The organism is Granulicella sp. L56, from assembly GCF_009765835.1.
Classification (GTDB): Bacteria; Acidobacteriota; Terriglobia; order Terriglobales; family Acidobacteriaceae; genus Edaphobacter.
Genome location: NZ_LMUS01000006.1, coordinates 1708060 through 1724532, shown reverse-complemented (window position 1 = coordinate 1724532; position 16473 = coordinate 1708060). Strand labels below are relative to the sequence as shown.

At 57.2% G+C, this 16473-nt stretch carries 15 protein-coding genes; 9 read left to right on the top strand and 6 right to left on the bottom strand.

Going from position 1 to position 16473, the window contains the following annotated elements:
- Window positions 1-120: 120 nt before the first annotated feature.
- A complete protein-coding gene (locus GSQ81_RS14960) occupies window positions 121-675 on the top strand; it encodes a TetR/AcrR family transcriptional regulator (protein ID WP_254060217.1) in 555 nt (184 codons plus the stop codon).
- A gap of 66 nt (window positions 676-741) precedes the next feature.
- Entirely contained in the window at window positions 742-1332 is a 591-nt protein-coding gene (locus GSQ81_RS14955; RefSeq protein WP_158911481.1) for a hypothetical protein, read from the top strand.
- 64 nt (window positions 1333-1396) lie between these two features.
- Here the strand turns inward: GSQ81_RS14955 and GSQ81_RS14950 are convergent, their stop codons facing one another.
- The gene (locus tag GSQ81_RS14950) at window positions 1397-2851 is read right to left on the bottom strand and encodes a PLP-dependent aminotransferase family protein (protein ID WP_158911480.1); all 1455 of its coding nucleotides are present in this window, start codon (window positions 2849-2851) and stop codon (window positions 1397-1399) included.
- A gap of 205 nt (window positions 2852-3056) precedes the next feature.
- On the opposite strand from GSQ81_RS14950, the gene GSQ81_RS14945 reads away from it, so the two are divergent.
- The gene (locus GSQ81_RS14945; RefSeq protein WP_254060216.1) at window positions 3057-3887 is read left to right on the top strand and encodes a hypothetical protein; all 831 of its coding nucleotides are present in this window, start codon (window positions 3057-3059) and stop codon (window positions 3885-3887) included.
- Between the two features lie 521 nt (window positions 3888-4408).
- Here GSQ81_RS14945 and GSQ81_RS14940 read toward each other — a convergent pair.
- Entirely contained in the window at window positions 4409-5101 is a 693-nt protein-coding gene (locus tag GSQ81_RS14940) for a hypothetical protein (RefSeq protein ID WP_158911478.1), read from the bottom strand.
- A gap of 806 nt (window positions 5102-5907) precedes the next feature.
- Window positions 5908-7065: a DNA polymerase III subunit beta gene (gene dnaN, locus GSQ81_RS14935; protein ID WP_158912261.1), complete on the bottom strand. Its 1158-nt coding sequence runs from the start codon at window positions 7063-7065 to the stop codon at window positions 5908-5910.
- 809 nt (window positions 7066-7874) lie between these two features.
- Here dnaN and GSQ81_RS14930 point away from each other — a divergent pair.
- Window positions 7875-8768 (top strand): NAD(P)-dependent oxidoreductase, encoded by an 894-nt coding sequence (locus tag GSQ81_RS14930; protein WP_158911477.1) that lies wholly within the window; start codon window positions 7875-7877, stop codon window positions 8766-8768.
- A gap of 142 nt (window positions 8769-8910) precedes the next feature.
- Here GSQ81_RS14930 and GSQ81_RS14925 read toward each other — a convergent pair whose 3' ends face one another.
- From GSQ81_RS14925 to GSQ81_RS14915, 3 genes are all read right to left on the bottom strand, one after another.
- Entirely contained in the window at window positions 8911-9927 is a 1017-nt protein-coding gene (locus GSQ81_RS14925; RefSeq protein ID WP_254060215.1) for an acetylserotonin O-methyltransferase, read from the bottom strand.
- A 311-nt stretch (window positions 9928-10238) separates the two neighbouring features.
- Entirely contained in the window at window positions 10239-11678 is a 1440-nt protein-coding gene (gene dnaA / locus GSQ81_RS14920; RefSeq protein ID WP_158911476.1) for a chromosomal replication initiator protein DnaA, read from the bottom strand.
- Between the two features lie 670 nt (window positions 11679-12348).
- On the bottom strand, window positions 12349-13212 hold the full coding sequence (locus tag GSQ81_RS14915; RefSeq protein ID WP_158911475.1) for an aldo/keto reductase: 864 nt from the start codon (window positions 13210-13212) through the stop codon (window positions 12349-12351).
- Window positions 13213-13359: 147 nt separating this feature from the next.
- On the opposite strand from GSQ81_RS14915, the gene GSQ81_RS14910 reads away from it, so the two are divergent.
- The 5 genes from GSQ81_RS14910 to GSQ81_RS14890 all read left to right on the top strand — a co-directional run bounded on the left by GSQ81_RS14910 (window position 13360) and on the right by GSQ81_RS14890 (window position 16464).
- On the top strand, window positions 13360-14316 hold the full coding sequence (locus GSQ81_RS14910) for a serine hydrolase (protein ID WP_158911474.1): 957 nt from the start codon (window positions 13360-13362) through the stop codon (window positions 14314-14316).
- Between the two features lie 174 nt (window positions 14317-14490).
- Window positions 14491-14646 carry a 50S ribosomal protein L34 gene (gene rpmH / locus GSQ81_RS14905; protein ID WP_013582097.1) on the top strand — a complete coding sequence of 52 codons (156 nt, stop codon included), beginning with the start codon at window positions 14491-14493 and terminating at the stop codon, window positions 14644-14646.
- Between the two features lie 265 nt (window positions 14647-14911).
- Entirely contained in the window at window positions 14912-15082 is a 171-nt protein-coding gene (locus GSQ81_RS14900) for a hypothetical protein (protein WP_158911473.1), read from the top strand.
- Window positions 15083-15512: 430 nt separating this feature from the next.
- On the top strand, window positions 15513-15953 hold the full coding sequence (rnpA, locus tag GSQ81_RS14895) for a ribonuclease P protein component (protein WP_158911472.1): 441 nt from the start codon (window positions 15513-15515) through the stop codon (window positions 15951-15953).
- Between the two features lie 181 nt (window positions 15954-16134).
- On the top strand, window positions 16135-16464 hold the full coding sequence (locus GSQ81_RS14890) for a PadR family transcriptional regulator (RefSeq protein WP_158911471.1): 330 nt from the start codon (window positions 16135-16137) through the stop codon (window positions 16462-16464).
- Window positions 16465-16473: the final 9 nt, after the last annotated feature.

Here is a 16473-nt window from a genome sequence, read left to right as displayed (position 1 = left end):
ACAACAACATCTGTCCGTTGAAGCAATCGCTCCTCTGTTCGTTCCCCCAAGAAAGATTTGCATCCGAACCTACTAGTAGGTAGTCTCATTGGTATGCAAGGTGAGACAGCAGAACGGATTTTGAAGGCGGCGAAGGACCTTATGGTCGAACGCGGGTATTCGGCCTTCAGCTATGCGGACATCTCAGAGGCCGTCGAGATTAGAAAAGCGAGTATCCACCATCATTTCCCTACCAAGGCCGACCTCGTAGCGGCGGTCCTTAAGGCCCACAGAGAGAGCCTTGTACAAGGAACAGAGCTGCTCGATCAACAGATCGAAGATCCGTTGAAACGCATTCAGGCCTATGTCGCGTATTGGGAAGGCTGTATTCGGGGCCGCACCGTGCCGTTTTGCATAGCAGCCTTGCTTGGTGCCGAGATGCCCTCTTTGCCGGAACAAGTACAGGCGGAGATCCGGCTCTATTTCACCGCGTTGCGTGAATGGTTCGAACGGACCTTGAAGGCCGGCGTCAAAAAACGCGTCATCAAACTTCAGAGATCATCGGCAATCGAGGCCGAATTACTGCTGGCGACCGTACACGGCGCTATGCTCTCCGCACGCGCAACCGGAAATTGTGATGTGTTCCATACAGTCAGCGCTGCGGCGATACAACGGATCACCCCTTCAAAGACGTAATCGAGGGACCGCTCCTGTCGCCTTGCACATTCACCGAAACTACCTACTAGTAGGTCAAAGGAAATCATGCAAACCATCTCCGTACCATTCGCCCGCTCCCTGCGTACTCTCTATTTCACCCGAACCCTGTTCCAACTGATATGGGCAGCCGGCATTCTCTCAACCGCGATGACGCATCCGCGATGGGCCGCGATTTTGCTCGTCCTGTACCCTCTCTGGGACGTTGCCTGTACGCTCTACGACCTTAAAAGATCAGAACAAACCGGGAGCGTGAGGACGTCGCTCCTCATCAATGCGGGGTTAGGTTGCGCGACCGCACTGGGCATTGCGCTCACCGTCTTCCATCACTCCGCATACGCCATTGCGATCTTTGGTGCGTGGGCCCTGGGGGCAGGTCTGCTTCAGCTTGTTACCGGCCTGATCCGACGCAGGCAGTTGGGTGGTCAATGGGCGATGATCGTGAGCGGTGCACAATCGACCGCTGCGGGGCTGGCCTTTACGCTGGGTGGCCTTACGGGCAAGTTTCATACCAAAGACTTGGGCGGATACGCCGTCTTCGGCGCAGTCTACTTCCTCGTCGGCGGAATCCTACTCAGCCGAAAGCTCTCTCGGCTTTCTTCCTCGCAGGCAGGGGCCGCAGTGTCTACTCATTCATAAATATCGCCCATGCGCTTCTGTCCACCAGTCTCGTCGAGAACGGGTCTCAGGTCCTGAGCTCTGGTTAGCTCAATGCCTTTGCGAGTCGAATGAGTCCTTGCCGTATCGCAGGCTCGTCAAATCCGCCAAAGCCGAGGAGCAACGCATTCGGATCAGGACGTCTCAGGGTGCATCGATCGACGGCAAGAACTTCAACACCCCGGGCCGCCGCCAACTTTTCCGCCTGTCGTGACGTCATTCCATTTTTGAGGTACCCGATCGTGTAGAGGCCTGCCCTGACGTCAGAGATCTCAAGCAGCCCACCCAGATGTTGCCTGGCTCCCTCCGTGAGTGCTCCGAGGCGCTCCGCATACAGATTCCGCATCCTCCGCAGATGACGCGCCAAATGCCCATCGACGATGAAGTCCGAGAGCACCGCCTGGTCAAAGGATGAATTCCGGAAATCGGTTCGGTAACGGAAACTCAGGAAGGGACCTATTAACGGCGCAGGCAATACCACGTAGCCCACGCGTAAGGCTGGGAACAGCGTCTTGCTGAACGATCCGATGAAGATAACGCTTGAGTGATTATCGAGACTTTGCACGGCAGGCACAGGCGGTCCCTCAAACCTGTACTCGCTGTCATAGTCGTCTTCGATAACAAAAGCGCCAGCGCGTGCGGCCCAGCGAAGAAGGGCCATCCGCCGCTCCAGCGACATCGTTACCCCCAGCGGGAATTGATGGGCCGGCGTGACATACACACCCTTCGCATCCGGACAGATACTAATTCCGGCGGAAACAGACAGCCCTTCCTCATTCACTGGTACAGCAATCATCCTGGCTCCGACATTGTCGAACGCGATTCTGGCTCCGAAATATCCAGGGTCCTCCATCCATATCGGATCGCTCTTTTTCAAGAGCAGCCGCGCCAACAGGTCGAGCGCCTGTTGTATTCCGGAGACGAGGACGATTTGTTCCGCAGTGCATCGCACCCCACGGGACGTGCGCAAATACTCGGCGATTGCATCGCGCAATGGCCGATACCCGCGCCGATCAGACTCTGTCTTTAGCCATGACCTGAAATTACGGGCTCGGTCTGCGGCAATACGTCCCCAAACCTCGGACGGGAATTCGTTGATGGCTGGAGCTCCGATCCGAAAGGGGCGGATCCCGTCAACAAAAGCCTGGTCGACCCACGGTTGCGGCCGTTTATAGTTCGAAATCACGCGACGAATATATGCCGGTGTCGCAGTCGCCTGGCGGGCCGGACGAGGAGCCTCTACACGATTGACCCACGTACCGAATCCGACCCGAGAGGTGATATACCCCTCGGCTTGTAAACGCTCCAGAACGCTGACGACTGTGCCCCGGGAGAGTGCATACTGGCTGGAAAAATCTCTGGATGATGGCAGTCTGGCGCCCGCTGCGAGCCGACCTTCCAGAATGGCAGAGCGCAGTTCGCCATACAACCAATTGGTCAGGGTCTGATGGCGCGGCCGGCTTTTGAGAGTGAGTTCGAACGAGCTAATGGCTTTGGGCATCTCAAATGGTCCAATAGGTTTTAAGAAAATGGCTCTGTTCGATGTGCCAATGCGGCCATACTATCAGTTCTGAAATCGAGAATGCATGTATCTCAGGTGTGGTCCTCTTTGTTTGTCATTCCCGAAGGGAAGCTACGTTTAGCCCGGGCTGCCACGACTGCATCTTGAGAAGAACCGCTCTAAGCAATTCATGGGAGATCGGCAGATGAAAGTTGGAATTTGGTTCTACGGCTCAGGTACTGTTCTCACCGGCATTCTGAATATCGCCTGGGGTGCATTCGATGCCTCTCATCAGCCGATCCAGGCTCTGGGCATCAGTCTTCCCGCTGAATACATACTGGCCTACGTCGCGGGCATCTGGCTGGTCGCAGCGGGTCTTGCAATTTTGTGGCGGCGCAGCGCAAGGATTGGCGCCGCGGCATCCGCCATCGCCTACTTGATCTTTGCGGCGCTTTGGTTGGCTCGGTACTATGCCGGGATTCACGCGCGTGGCTGGCGAATCGACGTCTTATTCGGCGTCTCTTTCGGGCTCGCCCAACAGCTAATGCTGGTCGCTCCGGCAGCCATCGTTTACGTCTCCACCGCCTCACCGGATTCCCTGTTGCAAAAGAGAGCAGCTATCGCCGCACGTTGGATGCTGGGATTGCCTCCTGTCCTCTTCGGCATATTTCACCTCATCGGCCTTCGCGTCTTCGCGAGCATCGTCCCGCACTGGATGGGGTTTGGAGATTTTTGGGCGGCCTCAACCGGAATCGCCTTCATCCTGGCAGGAGTCGCCATTTGCTCGGGAATTAAAGATGTCCTGGCCGCGAGGCTTCTTGCGTTGATGCTGTTGCTGTTTGAATTTCTTGTAGAAATTCCTCCTATTTTTATCCGACTGCACAATCAGAGGACATGGGGTGCCGCCGTCTACAACCTGGCTGCGATAGGGGCATGCCTAATATTCGCCGAGTTTCTCGCAAGCCGCGCAGATCGAGAACGAATTGGCCCCGCGGAGAATGTCACCATGTCACGCCCCGATCCTGTGGTTGCGTAATTCAGTAACGCGTGGTCGTCGACGAGTACTAGAGCAAAGTAGGAGTTGGTGTAGAGTCTGCCGAGCCTTTTGTTTGTCATTCCCGAAGGGAATCTGCGGTTGCCTTCCTCCACGCCAACAGCTAATCCGCTCTAGGGTCGCCTCCGTCTCGGTTGATGACTTCAGCCCAATGCACTTATCGAGATTTATCTATCAAAGTAAATAACCCATAAAGTGACCTTTTGGCCAGCTTATGGGTTATTTGTCACAACATGAAAAATAACTCAGATCATGGCCAATTGAGACCATAAAGTGGCCAACACAACTCCTTTATTATAAATACCGCTCTGCGACATCGCTCGTAATCTTTGAGACCATAAGTTGGCCGAAATGTACTCTTGATAACAAAAGTTGGCCGAGAATTTCTCCCTGCATCCGAGGGGTGGATGGAGATCTAATAGAGGGCGATGCCTACGGCTTCTCGTCCGGAGCGGCTTACTCAGAACTGGGTTACATGAGACTTCAGCTCCTATGTAGGCATCTCAAAGATTGTCGATCCCCATCATCCGAACGATCGCCAATGCATTTGATTTTCTTGATACTCCCGGCTTCAGAAGATAGTCAAAGTCCAGCGGATCGTCCGGGTTATCGCTTTCCATATGCACGAGGGCACCAGCCAGGGTTGCATCGTCGAGGATGCGAGATAAGGCAAGGTCATGAGTCGAAACGGCACCCACTGCACCTCCTAAGATCAAGATCTTAACCACCGCCTCTGCGGCATCGATACGATCTTTGGAATTGGTCCCGCTGAGTATCTCATCGATCAGGAACAGGACAGGCTCTCCCGAGCGACTTAGCGCGATGGACTCGCTGAGCCGGGCAACCTCTGCCAGAAACTTAGACTTTCCCTCCAGCAAAGAATCCGTCACTGCGAGCGACGCACACACTGTCAGGTGTGAAAGCCGGGCACCGGAGGCCCGAACAGGGCCGCCCGCAAGAGCCATCACTGTATTCAATCCAACGGTCCTGAGCATGGTGCTTTTGCCGGCCATATTCGAGCCAGTGATCAGGTAGAAGCGTGACTGAGCATTCAACACGATGTCATTGCAGACGCAGCGCTTCGAATCCAGCAATGGATGTCCCAGCCGAACGGCCTCGAAGACCGGGTCTCCATCGACAAGTTCAGGAAAGATAGTACCCGGTTGCTCGAAGGCGTAGCCCGCGATCGCCTGCAAGGCTTCGAACTCCGCCCGGGCGTGAGGAGACGATCTAAAGCAGCATGACTCGTGTGCATGCGCTTTGCCATCTCAACTTTGGTGATATTTTCCTTGTCTATCGCCTGCTGAACCTGCCAGGCATCGACATCTTTCAGAGCGATGGCGCGGTTTCTTCGAGGACCCCCTCTTCCTTGAGAAGCCATCGAGGAGCGATCCGATATGCTTGTTCCTCTTCGTCATTATGTAACCTCCCTAATTCGCCGCTTCGCTATTTCCAAATCTCTGAAGGTGTCGTCGGCATTTTCTTGACGAAGCAGTGAGGTCCGCCCCGGCCCCTTTTATAAGCCTCCTGGCGAAGCTCTTTAGCTTCCTGAGGGGTGGGGTAGCCCGGAATATCACGATCCAAGCCTGGTGGCTGCCAGGGCTGGTCTCTAGGGTCATGAACGCGGCCTCCCTACTCTGCCAGTCCGTTAGCATCCAAGTCGGCAAGCTGAATGAAATGGACCTTGTCGCTAGTTGGGCACACGATGATGTTGTTTTGGCGCTCAGCTACTCCAGGAAAAAGCTTGGGTATTAAGTCTTGATCTGGGCTAGAGAATTGAGTCAGCATCCTGAAGCCTCGATTCTCTCCGTCGATGTGGGGCAGATCGACGACGCGGCACCGAGCAGCTCTACACATCTCACAGAACAGAAAATTCCTAGCGTAATGTGGCCAAGTGGTCACGTTACGCTAGGAATAACAAGAATGACAGCTTTATAACCATAAGTTGGCCAAATGGCCAACTTATGGTTTTTTTCGCACAACATCGCAAGACCGCACAATCTCAGATGCGCATCGGCATCAGGATGTAGCGGTACTTCACATCCTCGTTCGCATCCTCGGGACGCATCTGGCCGGCGCTCTGCGCGTCCTTGAACTCCAGCCGCACCTCGCCGGTGTTGCCAATCGCCTTCAGGAAATCGATCAGGTACTGGCTGTTGAAGCCCACCACCAGAGGATCGTAGTTGTACGGAGTCTCGATGGTGTCCTCCGACTCGCCCGCATCCGTCGACGACGAAGACAGCTTCAGTTCATTCTGCTCCAACCGAATCTTGATCGCGCCACTGCGCTCGTCGGCAAACTGCGCCACGCGCTGAATCGAACTCATCAGATCTTCCGAGCGCACGATCACAAACTTAGTGTTGTCGCGCGGCAGCACAGCCTCGTAGTTGGGGAACTGCCCAGTCAGCTTGCGGCTGGTCAGCACGCGCCCGCCGATCTTGAAGAACAGCGTCTGGTCGTCGTCGGCAAACTCCAGCGTGTCCGCGTCCGTGCTTCCCAGCAGGCTCGAGATCTCCGCCAGCGCCTTGCGCGGAATCAGCGTCTTCTTCTCGCCCGAGATGCCTTCGAGCGTCTCGCCCAGCTTTTCAATGTGCGCCAGCCGGTGGCCGTCCGTCGCCACCATCGCCATCGACTCCGCCTTCAGCACCAGCAGCGCGCCATTCAGCGTGTAGCGCGACTCCTCGTTCGAGATGGCGAAGATCGTCTTCGACACCATATTTTTCAGCGAAGGCACCGAAATTTTTACCGCCGAAGAAGCAGGGAACTCCGGCACCTGCGGAAAGTTCGCCCGCGCCATACCCACCATCTTCGTGTTCGAGCGGCCAGCACGAATCTGCACCCAGTGGTTGTCCATCAGCTTGATGGAGATCTCGCCCTCGGGCAGCAGCTTGATGTAGTCGTACAGCTTGCGCGCCGGAATGGTGCAGGCGCCCGGCTTCTTCACCTTTGCCGTGCAGCTCGTGCGCAGGCTCTGGTCGAGATCGGTGGCCGTGATCGTCAGCTTGTCGTCTGCTGCCTCGAACAGAAAATTCGACAGGATCGGGATCGTCGTCTTGCGCTCGACCACCGACTGCGCCGCCGTCAGTTCGCGCAACAGTTCGGCGCGGGACACGGTGATTTCGAGGTTGCCCGTCGGGGCTGCTGCGGTCGTCTCGTCCATCGGGGGCTCCTGGGTCGCACTGGTGGTCGCGGTCGTCACTGTCGATTCTCCGTAGGTTCAGTCGTCAAATTCAATTTCAGTCGCCAGATTTCAGCCAGACGGCGCTTGCAAAAACTTTACACCGAATCGCAGCCCGCGTGCATTCCCCACTCGGTCCACGCTCCGGCATTGGCTCGATTCTAGGGGCGAACCCCTTCCACCGCGACAACTTTCTTTGTGGAAAGCAGCGCCTTTGTGTGAGAGCCGGGGACTGTAGATATTTCCTCTCAGGTGTAGATTCCTTTGTTTGTCATTCCCGAAGGGAATCTGCGTTTTGCTCGAATCACCAAACCACATCAGGAGGAGAACCGCTCTAGCCTTCGCACCTCGCCGCAACGCCGATGCCCGTGCACAAACTGCTGCCTGGGGCGCGAGTGTTGTTATGAAACAAGACTTAAACAGTACAAATACTCATACTAATAATCATTGTCGCTGGAAAAGTGGATATCCTTCCTATCTACTTACCAGTCATTGACTTGAGGCACGTCCCGGTTTTAGAAAAACGGACAGCGAAAAACGCATCCCGAGGAAGACTGGATACCCGCCGCGCCATAAGCGTCCGGTTATCCGTTTTCTCCACAGGCCGCCGCCAACAATTCTGAGAAGACCTGTCCCCAGCGTGGGAATACTAACCAACCAAAACAAAATGAGGCAGTTGCCATGCACACGTTTTTCACATGCATCCAACCCAATAGAGGAAAACTCGATCCAAACTGCAATACCTCCGACCGCGCCTACACCGCCGGAGCAGCAAACCCCATGCACTAGAAATGGAGCAACAAAGCCACACCCGATCTCGACGGAAAAAGTCCTCGAAGCAGCAAAAAATAGAAGCAACAAATAAAGCACTCATCGAAAGAGCAACAAAGCACGCCATCTCGACCCGGACCGGGCAATCAACGTACGTCATCTCGACCGAAGTAGTCATAAAGGCACGTCATCTCGACCGGAGCGCAGCGGAGTGGAGAGACCCCTGTATTTCGCTTTTGCCCTCACCACCGCACAGCACCCAAAAGGACCCGCCCATGAATGTAGCCATCTTCGGAGCCAGTGGAGCAACCGGACGCCTGCTGACCAAACGCTGCTTCGATGCGGGCCACCACGTCACCGCGCTGCTACGCCACCCCGAGACCTTCCCTCTGCGCATGATCGTCCGCGGCGTACACGGCAGCGTCTTTGACCCCTCCGCCGTCGCCCGGACCATCGAAGGCGCCGACGTGGTCCTCTCCGCGCTGGGCGCAAACTCGCTTGCTAAAGAAGATGTGCTGGAGCGTGCCGTGCCGCAGATCGTCGCCGCAATGGATCGGCAAGGCGTGCGCCGCATCATCGCCCTCGGCTCAGCCGGGGCCCGGCCCGGCGCGCTCGACAAGCAGCCCGCCTGGCGCCGCTGGATCGTGGAGCACCTGGTCTACAAGACGTTTCTGAAGTGGCCCGTGGCCTCGCAGCGCAGCCAGTACGCGACGCTCTCCGCAAGTGGCCTCGACTGGACCATGGCAATGCCGCCCATGCTCACCAACAGCCACGGCCGCGGCAAATGGCGCATTGACCCCGACGCCCTGCCGCCCAACGCCAGCCACATCTCCCGCGAAGACGTAGCCCGCTTCATGACGCAGCAGATCACCACCCCGCAATGGATCGGCAAGGCCGTCTACCTCTCCTGGTAAATAAAACGCTCGCACACGCCGCATCCCTTGTTTGTCATTCCCGAAGGGAATCTGCGTTTTGCTCGAACCGCCAAAGCCGGTTGCCCCACGTCCCGATTCTGGGACGTGGGTTTACGCACCACCACAAACGCCCCTCAAGCCCCTACCTCTTCGTCGCCAGCACCAACGGCGAAGGCCCCGGAGACTCCAGCAGCCGCGCATCGATAAAGCCAGCCTCCCTCAGCCAGCCGCCGATCTCTTCAAACGAATAGGTATCTCCGTCGTCGGTATTCACCAGCATATTCGCGGCAAAGATCAGCCCATTCACCGGCCCGGTTCGGTCCGCATTCACCAGAAACTCGCCAATCGCAATCGTCCCGCCCGGTGCCAGCGCCGCGAATGTCTTGCGCAACAGGCCCCTGCTGCGCGCCTCTCCCTCGCTGTGCAGAATATGGCCCAGCGTCGCCACATGGTGGCCGCTGCCGAAGTCGACCGTATCCAGGTCTCCGCCAACGAACGCATACCGCTCCGTCAGCCCGAACCGCGCCACCGTCTTCTCCGTCACCGGAAGCACATTAGCCCAATCCACCGCCGTCACCGTGACCCGCGGCGAACTCTCGGCCAGCGCAATCCCCCACACGCCCGATCCGGCCGCCAGATCCAGCACCCGCACCGCCTCGCCCTTCTCACCCAGAGCCAGCTCTCTCGCCAGCACCTGAGCCGCCGGATAGCTCAGCGGAAAGATATCGACCACAAACTGCTGGAAGAAGTCGCTGCCATCTCCCTCCTGGTTGACCGCCGTCGCAGGCTTGCCGCTCCTGACCACCTCGTTCAACTGCAGCCACTTCGGCATCAGTTGCGTACTCACATGCTTAAGAAACCCGCCCTGAAAGCTGGGCTTGGTGCTGACCAGAAACGCCGCGCTCTCCGGTGTCAGCGAGTAGCGTTCCCCATCTTCCTTGGCGAGAAAGTTCAACCCCACCAGCAGGTTCATGATCGTTCGCAATCCCCGTTCCGACGCTCCCGTCGCAGCGGCCGTCTCCTTCACCGTCTTCGCGCCGTCATCGAGCACATCGAACACGCGATGCCGTATCGCCGCCTCCAGCACCAGCGGCGGAACATAACCCCACGCAAATTGCATAATTCGTTCCGGCGTAACCGCAGCAGCAGTCGTTCCCATTAACATTCTCCTTTCGAATGTGGAATTTAGAGGTATCGAATCAGTCAGCCGATTCTAAACCTCAAACCCACCCTTGTCAGAGTCTGTCGAATCAAAAGACCAAAAATATCAGCGAACCATCCACCCGCACACATCTCAGCCACGGCGCATCCCGAGCGGCCCCCAAAAAAGCACGTCATCTCGACCGGAGCGCAGCGAAGTGGAGAGACCCCTGTATTTGCCGTTGCTTGTTCTGCACCCACCCACCCACCATCCACCAAAAAAAGAGGCCAGCACTTAAGCCGGCCTCTCTCCATCCAAATCTAAATCCGCTAGCTCATCGTCTCCATCAGCTTGTTCACGGTCTGGTTCAGCGCCTTGTCCGTCCGTCGCTGCTCGTCGATCTTGGCAATGGAATGCATCACCGTCGTATGGTGCTTGCCGCCGAACTGCCGCCCGATCTCCGGCAGCGAAGCCTCGGTCAACTGCTTGGCCAGATACATCGCAATCTGCCGCGGCACCACGATCTGCCGCGAGTTGTTCTTCTGCTTCAGCTCCGCGACGCGCATCCCGAACTGCTCCGCCACGGTACGCTGGATCGCCTCAATCGTAATCTTGCGCACCTGCGTGTCGATGAACTGTTTCAGGCACTGCTGCGTCACCGCCAGCGTAATCTCCACGCCATGCATCGAGCACCACGCGATCAGCCGCACCAGCGCGCCCTCCAACTCGCGCACATTGGTCCGCACATTCGACGCGATAAACAGCGCCACGTCCGTCGGCAACTGCGTCTGCTCGGACTCAGCTTTTTTCTGCAGGATCGCAACCTTGGTCTCAAGGTCCGGCGGCTGAATGTCGGCGATCAGTCCCCACTCGAAGCGTGAGCGCAGCCGGTCTTCAAAATCCGAAAGCTCTTTCGGCGGACGGTCGCTCGCAATCACGATCTGCTTCATGCTCTCGTGCAGCGTGTTGAACGTATGGAAGAACTGCTCCTGCGTCCGCTCCTTGCCTGCAAGAAACTGAATGTCGTCGATCAGCAAAACGTCCACGCTGCGAAACTTGTCGCGGAAGCTGGTCATCTTGTCGTAGCGCACCGAGTCGATCATCTCGTTGGTGAACTTCTCCGCGCTCACATAGCAGATCGAAGCATGGGGTTGTCGCCGCTTCACATCATGACCAATGGCGTGCATCAGATGCGTCTTGCCCATGCCCACGCCGCCATACAGAAACAGCGGGTTGTACGCCTTCGAGGGTCGTTCCGCTACCGCCTGCGCCGCAGCCATGGCGAACTGATTGCCGCTGCCGATCACAAACGCATCGAACTGGTACCGAGGATTCAACTGCGAGGCCGCGCTCCAGTCGAACCGCGACTGCTCCGGCCCGTTTGCCTGCCGCCCTCCCGAACCCTGCGCGCCGCCCGGCCTCAAATTCGAATTCGGTGCATTGGGGCTATGGCTGGGCAACGGCGCAAACCCGCCGTCCTCGCGCACCTTGGGAGCGCGCGGGTCCTGCTCCGGCGTCGTAAACGTCACCGTCTCCACATCGAGGCCCAAGTTGTCGATCGCCTCTTGGATCAGGTCGGCGTAGCGGTCGCCCACATGCTGAAAGTCAGCCGAGGGGATGCGCACAAAGAGCGTCTTGCCTTCAAGATGGGAGAATCGCGTCGGCTTCAGCCATGTCTCGTACGACTGGCGATTGATCTTCTTCTCAAGTGCGGCGAGGATGCGGACCCAATAATTCAATACGGCGGTGGCCGTCGGAACGAATGACATTCTTTGCTTCCTTGTCTTTTTCTCTGTTCCAATCCAGCTGGCACTTGTTCCATCGTCTACTCAAAAAAATCAAAAAGGAAACACCAGTCCTTCCCGGCTAGCAGGTGAGTGCGGGGAGGTTTTCGTGTTGCCGGAATTCCCGTCGCGGCGCCCGTTAAATCCCGGGTCGCGAGGAGCAGTCGTTCAACGTGAGGCAGAGTGCGAAACAGCTGGACTTGCAGAAAAACATCTTACTGAACGGGTTCGATAGTAGCACGGAAAACCAGACGATTTTCAAGCCCGTTCGCCAAAAAAAACAAGTTGCACCATTCCTTGTGAAGAACCAAAAAAGATGCCCGCAGGAAAGAAAAATTGCCTCGATAAAAACTTCAAATCCAATTCCACGAGAGCGTGCCGTGTGATAAAGAAGCGCTCCGCGAAGGCAACTCTCTTTCCATCACTGCTGGCCACCTTCCCCACCAACCAATGGCACGTCATCTCGACCGAAGGTGGCGCTTTTGTCGCCGCAGTGGAGAGACCCCTGTATTTTTTGATGTACGAAGCGATCAAACATTACACGGTGCCGACAAGACAAAGAGCCAGGTACAGGGGTCTCTCCACTCCGCCTTCGGTCGAGATGACGTGCATTGGTCGGGGGGACGGAACAAGCCGTCGCCTACTTCGCCGTCGCCTACTTCGCCGCCGCTTCAATCTCCGCCCACTCCGCATCGCTCAACTTCACCGCCGCCGCTGCCACGTTCTCCTCCAGGTGCGCCACCGAAGTCGTCCCCGGAATCGGCAGCATCACCGGCGACCGGTGCAGCAGCCAAGCCAGCGACAACTGCGACACCGTCGCCCCATGTTTCTTCGCCGCCGCATCGAGCTTGCCGCCCGGCTTCGCCAGCTTACCCGCCGCCACCGGGAACCATGGAATAAACGCGATCCCATTCTTCTCGCAATAATCGAGCGTATCTTCATACCCACGGTCGCTCAGGTTGTAACGGTTCTGCACGCTCACGATCTTTACGATCTTCTGCGCCTGCTTGATCTCCTTCGGCTTCACCTCGCTCAGGCCCACATGGCGAATCTTGCCTTCCTTCTGCAACTTGGCAATCTCGCCCAGCGAATCCTCCAGCTTCGTCTTCGGGTCGATGCGGTGCAGTTGCCACAGATCGATCCGCTCCAGCTTCAGATAGCGCAGGCTCAGCTCCACCTGCTGCCGCAGATACTCCGGACGCGCCACCGGCAACCACTTGTTCGGCCCCTGCCGCGTCAGCCCGGCCTTGGTGGCGATCACGACGCCCTTGGCATACGGAGCCAGCGCATCCCCAATCAGCCCCTCGCTCACCGCCGGGCCATACGAGTCCGCCGTGTCGAAGAAGTTCACGCCCAGCTCGACCGCGCGGCGCAGCACTGCCTTCGCGCCTTCGACATCCTTGGGTGGCCCCCAGATGCCCTCGCCCGTAATCCGCATCGCGCCATATCCCAAACGGTTGACGGTCAAATCCCCGCCAATCGCAAACGTCCCGCTCGCCGCCGCATTTACAGTTGTCATAAAAATTGGATGCCTCACCGCCCAGAATGGTACATCGCATTGGCATATTATGGGCGCATGAAAACTCTGCTCCTTGGCGTCTTTCTGCTTAGTTGCACGGTTCTTCAAGCACAGGCCAATGACCTTGAAAGCTGGACGAACGCCTACTTGAAAGACCTTCCACCAGCACAGCATTTCCGTGGGAATATACTCGTCGAACGTGACGGGCAGGTACTTCTTGAGAAGAGTTACGGGTTGGCAGACGAGAGCTGGAAGGTTCCAAACGACCAGGACAGTCGTTTTGAAATCGCTTCTCTGACGAAGCAGTTCACCGCTGTGGCGATTCTTCAGCTTGCAGAGGCGGGCAAGCTCTCGGTCGATGACCACGTCAGCAAGTACTACGCCCAATCCCCTGCAGCCTGGCAAGCGATTACGATTCAGGAACTGCTCACCCATACGTCCGGACTGCCGAACAATAAGCTAGAGGATTTCACCAAAGGCATCGCCGTTCCTTACACCCCCGAGGAGCTGATCCAGACGTTTCGAAACAGACCACTTGTGGCATCGCCAGGAACGAAATGGGCTTATACAAACACCGAATACTATCTTCTGGCCTACATTATCGAGAAGCTATCGGGTGAGTCGTATGGCGCATATCTTTCCGACCACATCTTCAAGCCACTAGGGATGACGCATTCAGGATTCGTGCCGACGCTCACGATCGTCCCCAAGATGACAGAGGGCTACACGAGGGAAAACGGCACGCTACGACACAGGGACTATTTTGATCGCTCTCTGGAGATCGGCGCAGGTGGTATCTACACAACAACCGGCGATCTCCTTCTGTGGAACCACGCTTTGAATGCTCCGGGATTTCTGAATGCTTACTCTCTCAGGGAGATGTTCACCGCTCATCCTCCGGGGAACTATGGTTTTGGGTGGTTTGTAGATGACCGGCCTGTCCGTAGGATCTATCACGAAGGTGGTGATCCCGGTTTTGCTGCTTTTGAAGCACGCTATCCTGACCTACACCTGCTCATCATTATCCTTTCGAATGAGGATGATGCGCCGGTGCGAGACATGTCCTTGGCAATTGCGAGTCATCTTGGTATTGGCAAACAATAGCAACTTAAGCCACGCACAGCTTCCGCAATCACAGCTTCTTCTGAATTCAAACGTCCTTTTGGTAAACCCACCAACCCCTGTGAAAAACCCGTCCCATCAGGTATACTCAGAGATTGTTGCAACACCCTAAAGTTTGAGCAGGAACCGTAGTTCCCGCCGCAGGAGTTTTTTGTCATGCCGAAGCGTACCTTTCAACCCAACCGCCGCCACCGCGCCAAGACCCACGGCTTTCTCACCCGCATGAAGACCAAGGCTGGTGCCGCCGTCCTCAATCGCCGCCGCGCCAAGGGCCGTCACAAGATCGCCGTCAGCGCCGGTTTCCGCGACTAGTCTTACCGAAATTGCTTTGAAGAGGCGGGAACTGGATCCATTTCAGGTCCCGCCATAAAGCCACCCAGACCCAAGGCACAACGCCGTCGAAGCCGCCCAAAGTCTAACCGCCTGCTTTATCAATACTCTTCAATTCTGAGTCCTTTCCCCCTTCAGCGGCCCGCTCGCAAGGGGCAACTCCTGTTGCGCCCCGGCATCCAACTCCTCCATACCGGCTCCGCGTACGCGGAAGAAGAGCGCTGGCCGGTATTGAAGGAGAAGCACCATGGACAAACAGAGACCACCGTCCCCCCGCGACATGTCGCACAAGGGCGGGCAGCCGTCCCAGAGCGGACAGCAGGCGAAGACTGGCCAGACCGGCCAGGCCATGCCACCCGGTGGCCAGATGGCTCCGCCGCCAAAGGGCACACCGCCCACTCACACCGGCAACAAATAGAAATCGCCCTCCCCCTAGCGCGAAGCCCGTCCCCACCGGCGGGCTTCGCTTCGTCCCGCAGCCCAAAATCGCACACCATCTCAACTGCCTCAGAGCGATGTGCCCCCAGGCACGTCATCTCGACCGAGCCAGCTCAGCCCCGAAGATATGTCATCTCGACCGAAGCGAAGCGCAGTGGAGAGACCCCTGTATTTCGCCCTTGCCATTCCTTCTATAGCTATCTCCTCTCAGGTGTAACTTCCTTCGTTTGTCATTCCCGAAGGGAATCTGTGTTTTGCTCGAATCACCAAAACTACATCTGGAGGAGAACCGCTATATCCGCATTCCCCCGCGTCAATCCGCGGTCGCATCGTCTTTAAATCGGTGCGATCGGTGGCAATCGGTGTTAAGCCTTGAGTCCCACACACCCAATCCGCACTAAAATCAAGCCATGCCCTCCACCGCGGCCAACCCCGGCAAAGCCAAAGCCGCCATCACCTTCCGCCTGCGCAAACACGCCGATTACCAGAGCGTCTACAACGCCAGCCGCAAGCAGTTCGCCAAGCAGATGAGCTACTTCTTCACCCTCCGCCCCCAGCTCGGCCCCGACGGTACCCCGCTGCGCAACGCCGACCCCACCAGCCCCCGCGTCGGCCTCACCGTGGGCAAGGTCATGGGCAAGGCCGTCGACCGCAACCGCATCAAGCGCCGCATGAGAGAGGCCGTCCGTAAAAACCTCGCCACCCTCGACGCTCCCGTCGACGTCATCCTCCACCCCCGCCGCAGCGTCATCGACCTCGACTTCGCCACTCTAGACCGCGAGGTAGCCAACGTCTTCCGCGCCATCCAAAAGGCCATCGAAAAGCAACAGCCCCCTGAAGTCAGGCCCTAAAACAGTACTTTTGACCGCATAACGACTCACAAGCCGGGCTTGTCATTACCAAACTGAGTGATGAATGCCGGAGTCGCAGCAGCAGCATTCCCTCTCTTGACATAGTTTGGCTATGGCAGTAGCGTGTTGTTGGCATAGTCTGACTATGTCAAACGTTTTTGTTTGGTCGGAGAGGTGTCGTTTGAACCGTGATGAGATTCCGCCGGGTACGCTTTATCTGTTGATTCTGAAGACGCTGGCGCGTCATGGCGAGCTGCATGGATATGAGATTGCCAATTCGATTCAGCGCACTTCGGACGAGGTGCTGCAGGTCGAAGAGGGATCGTTGTATCCGGCGCTCCAGCGAATGTTGATCAAAGGCTGGGTGACGGCGGAATGGGGCACGACAGCCGGAAACCGGCGTGCGCGCTACTACAGGCTGACGGCCGTGGGGAGCAGGCAATTGGCGTTGGAGATCTCGCAGTTCGAGCGCGTGATGGGGGCTATTGGACGCGTGATCCAGGCAGCGTAAGGAGCGAGC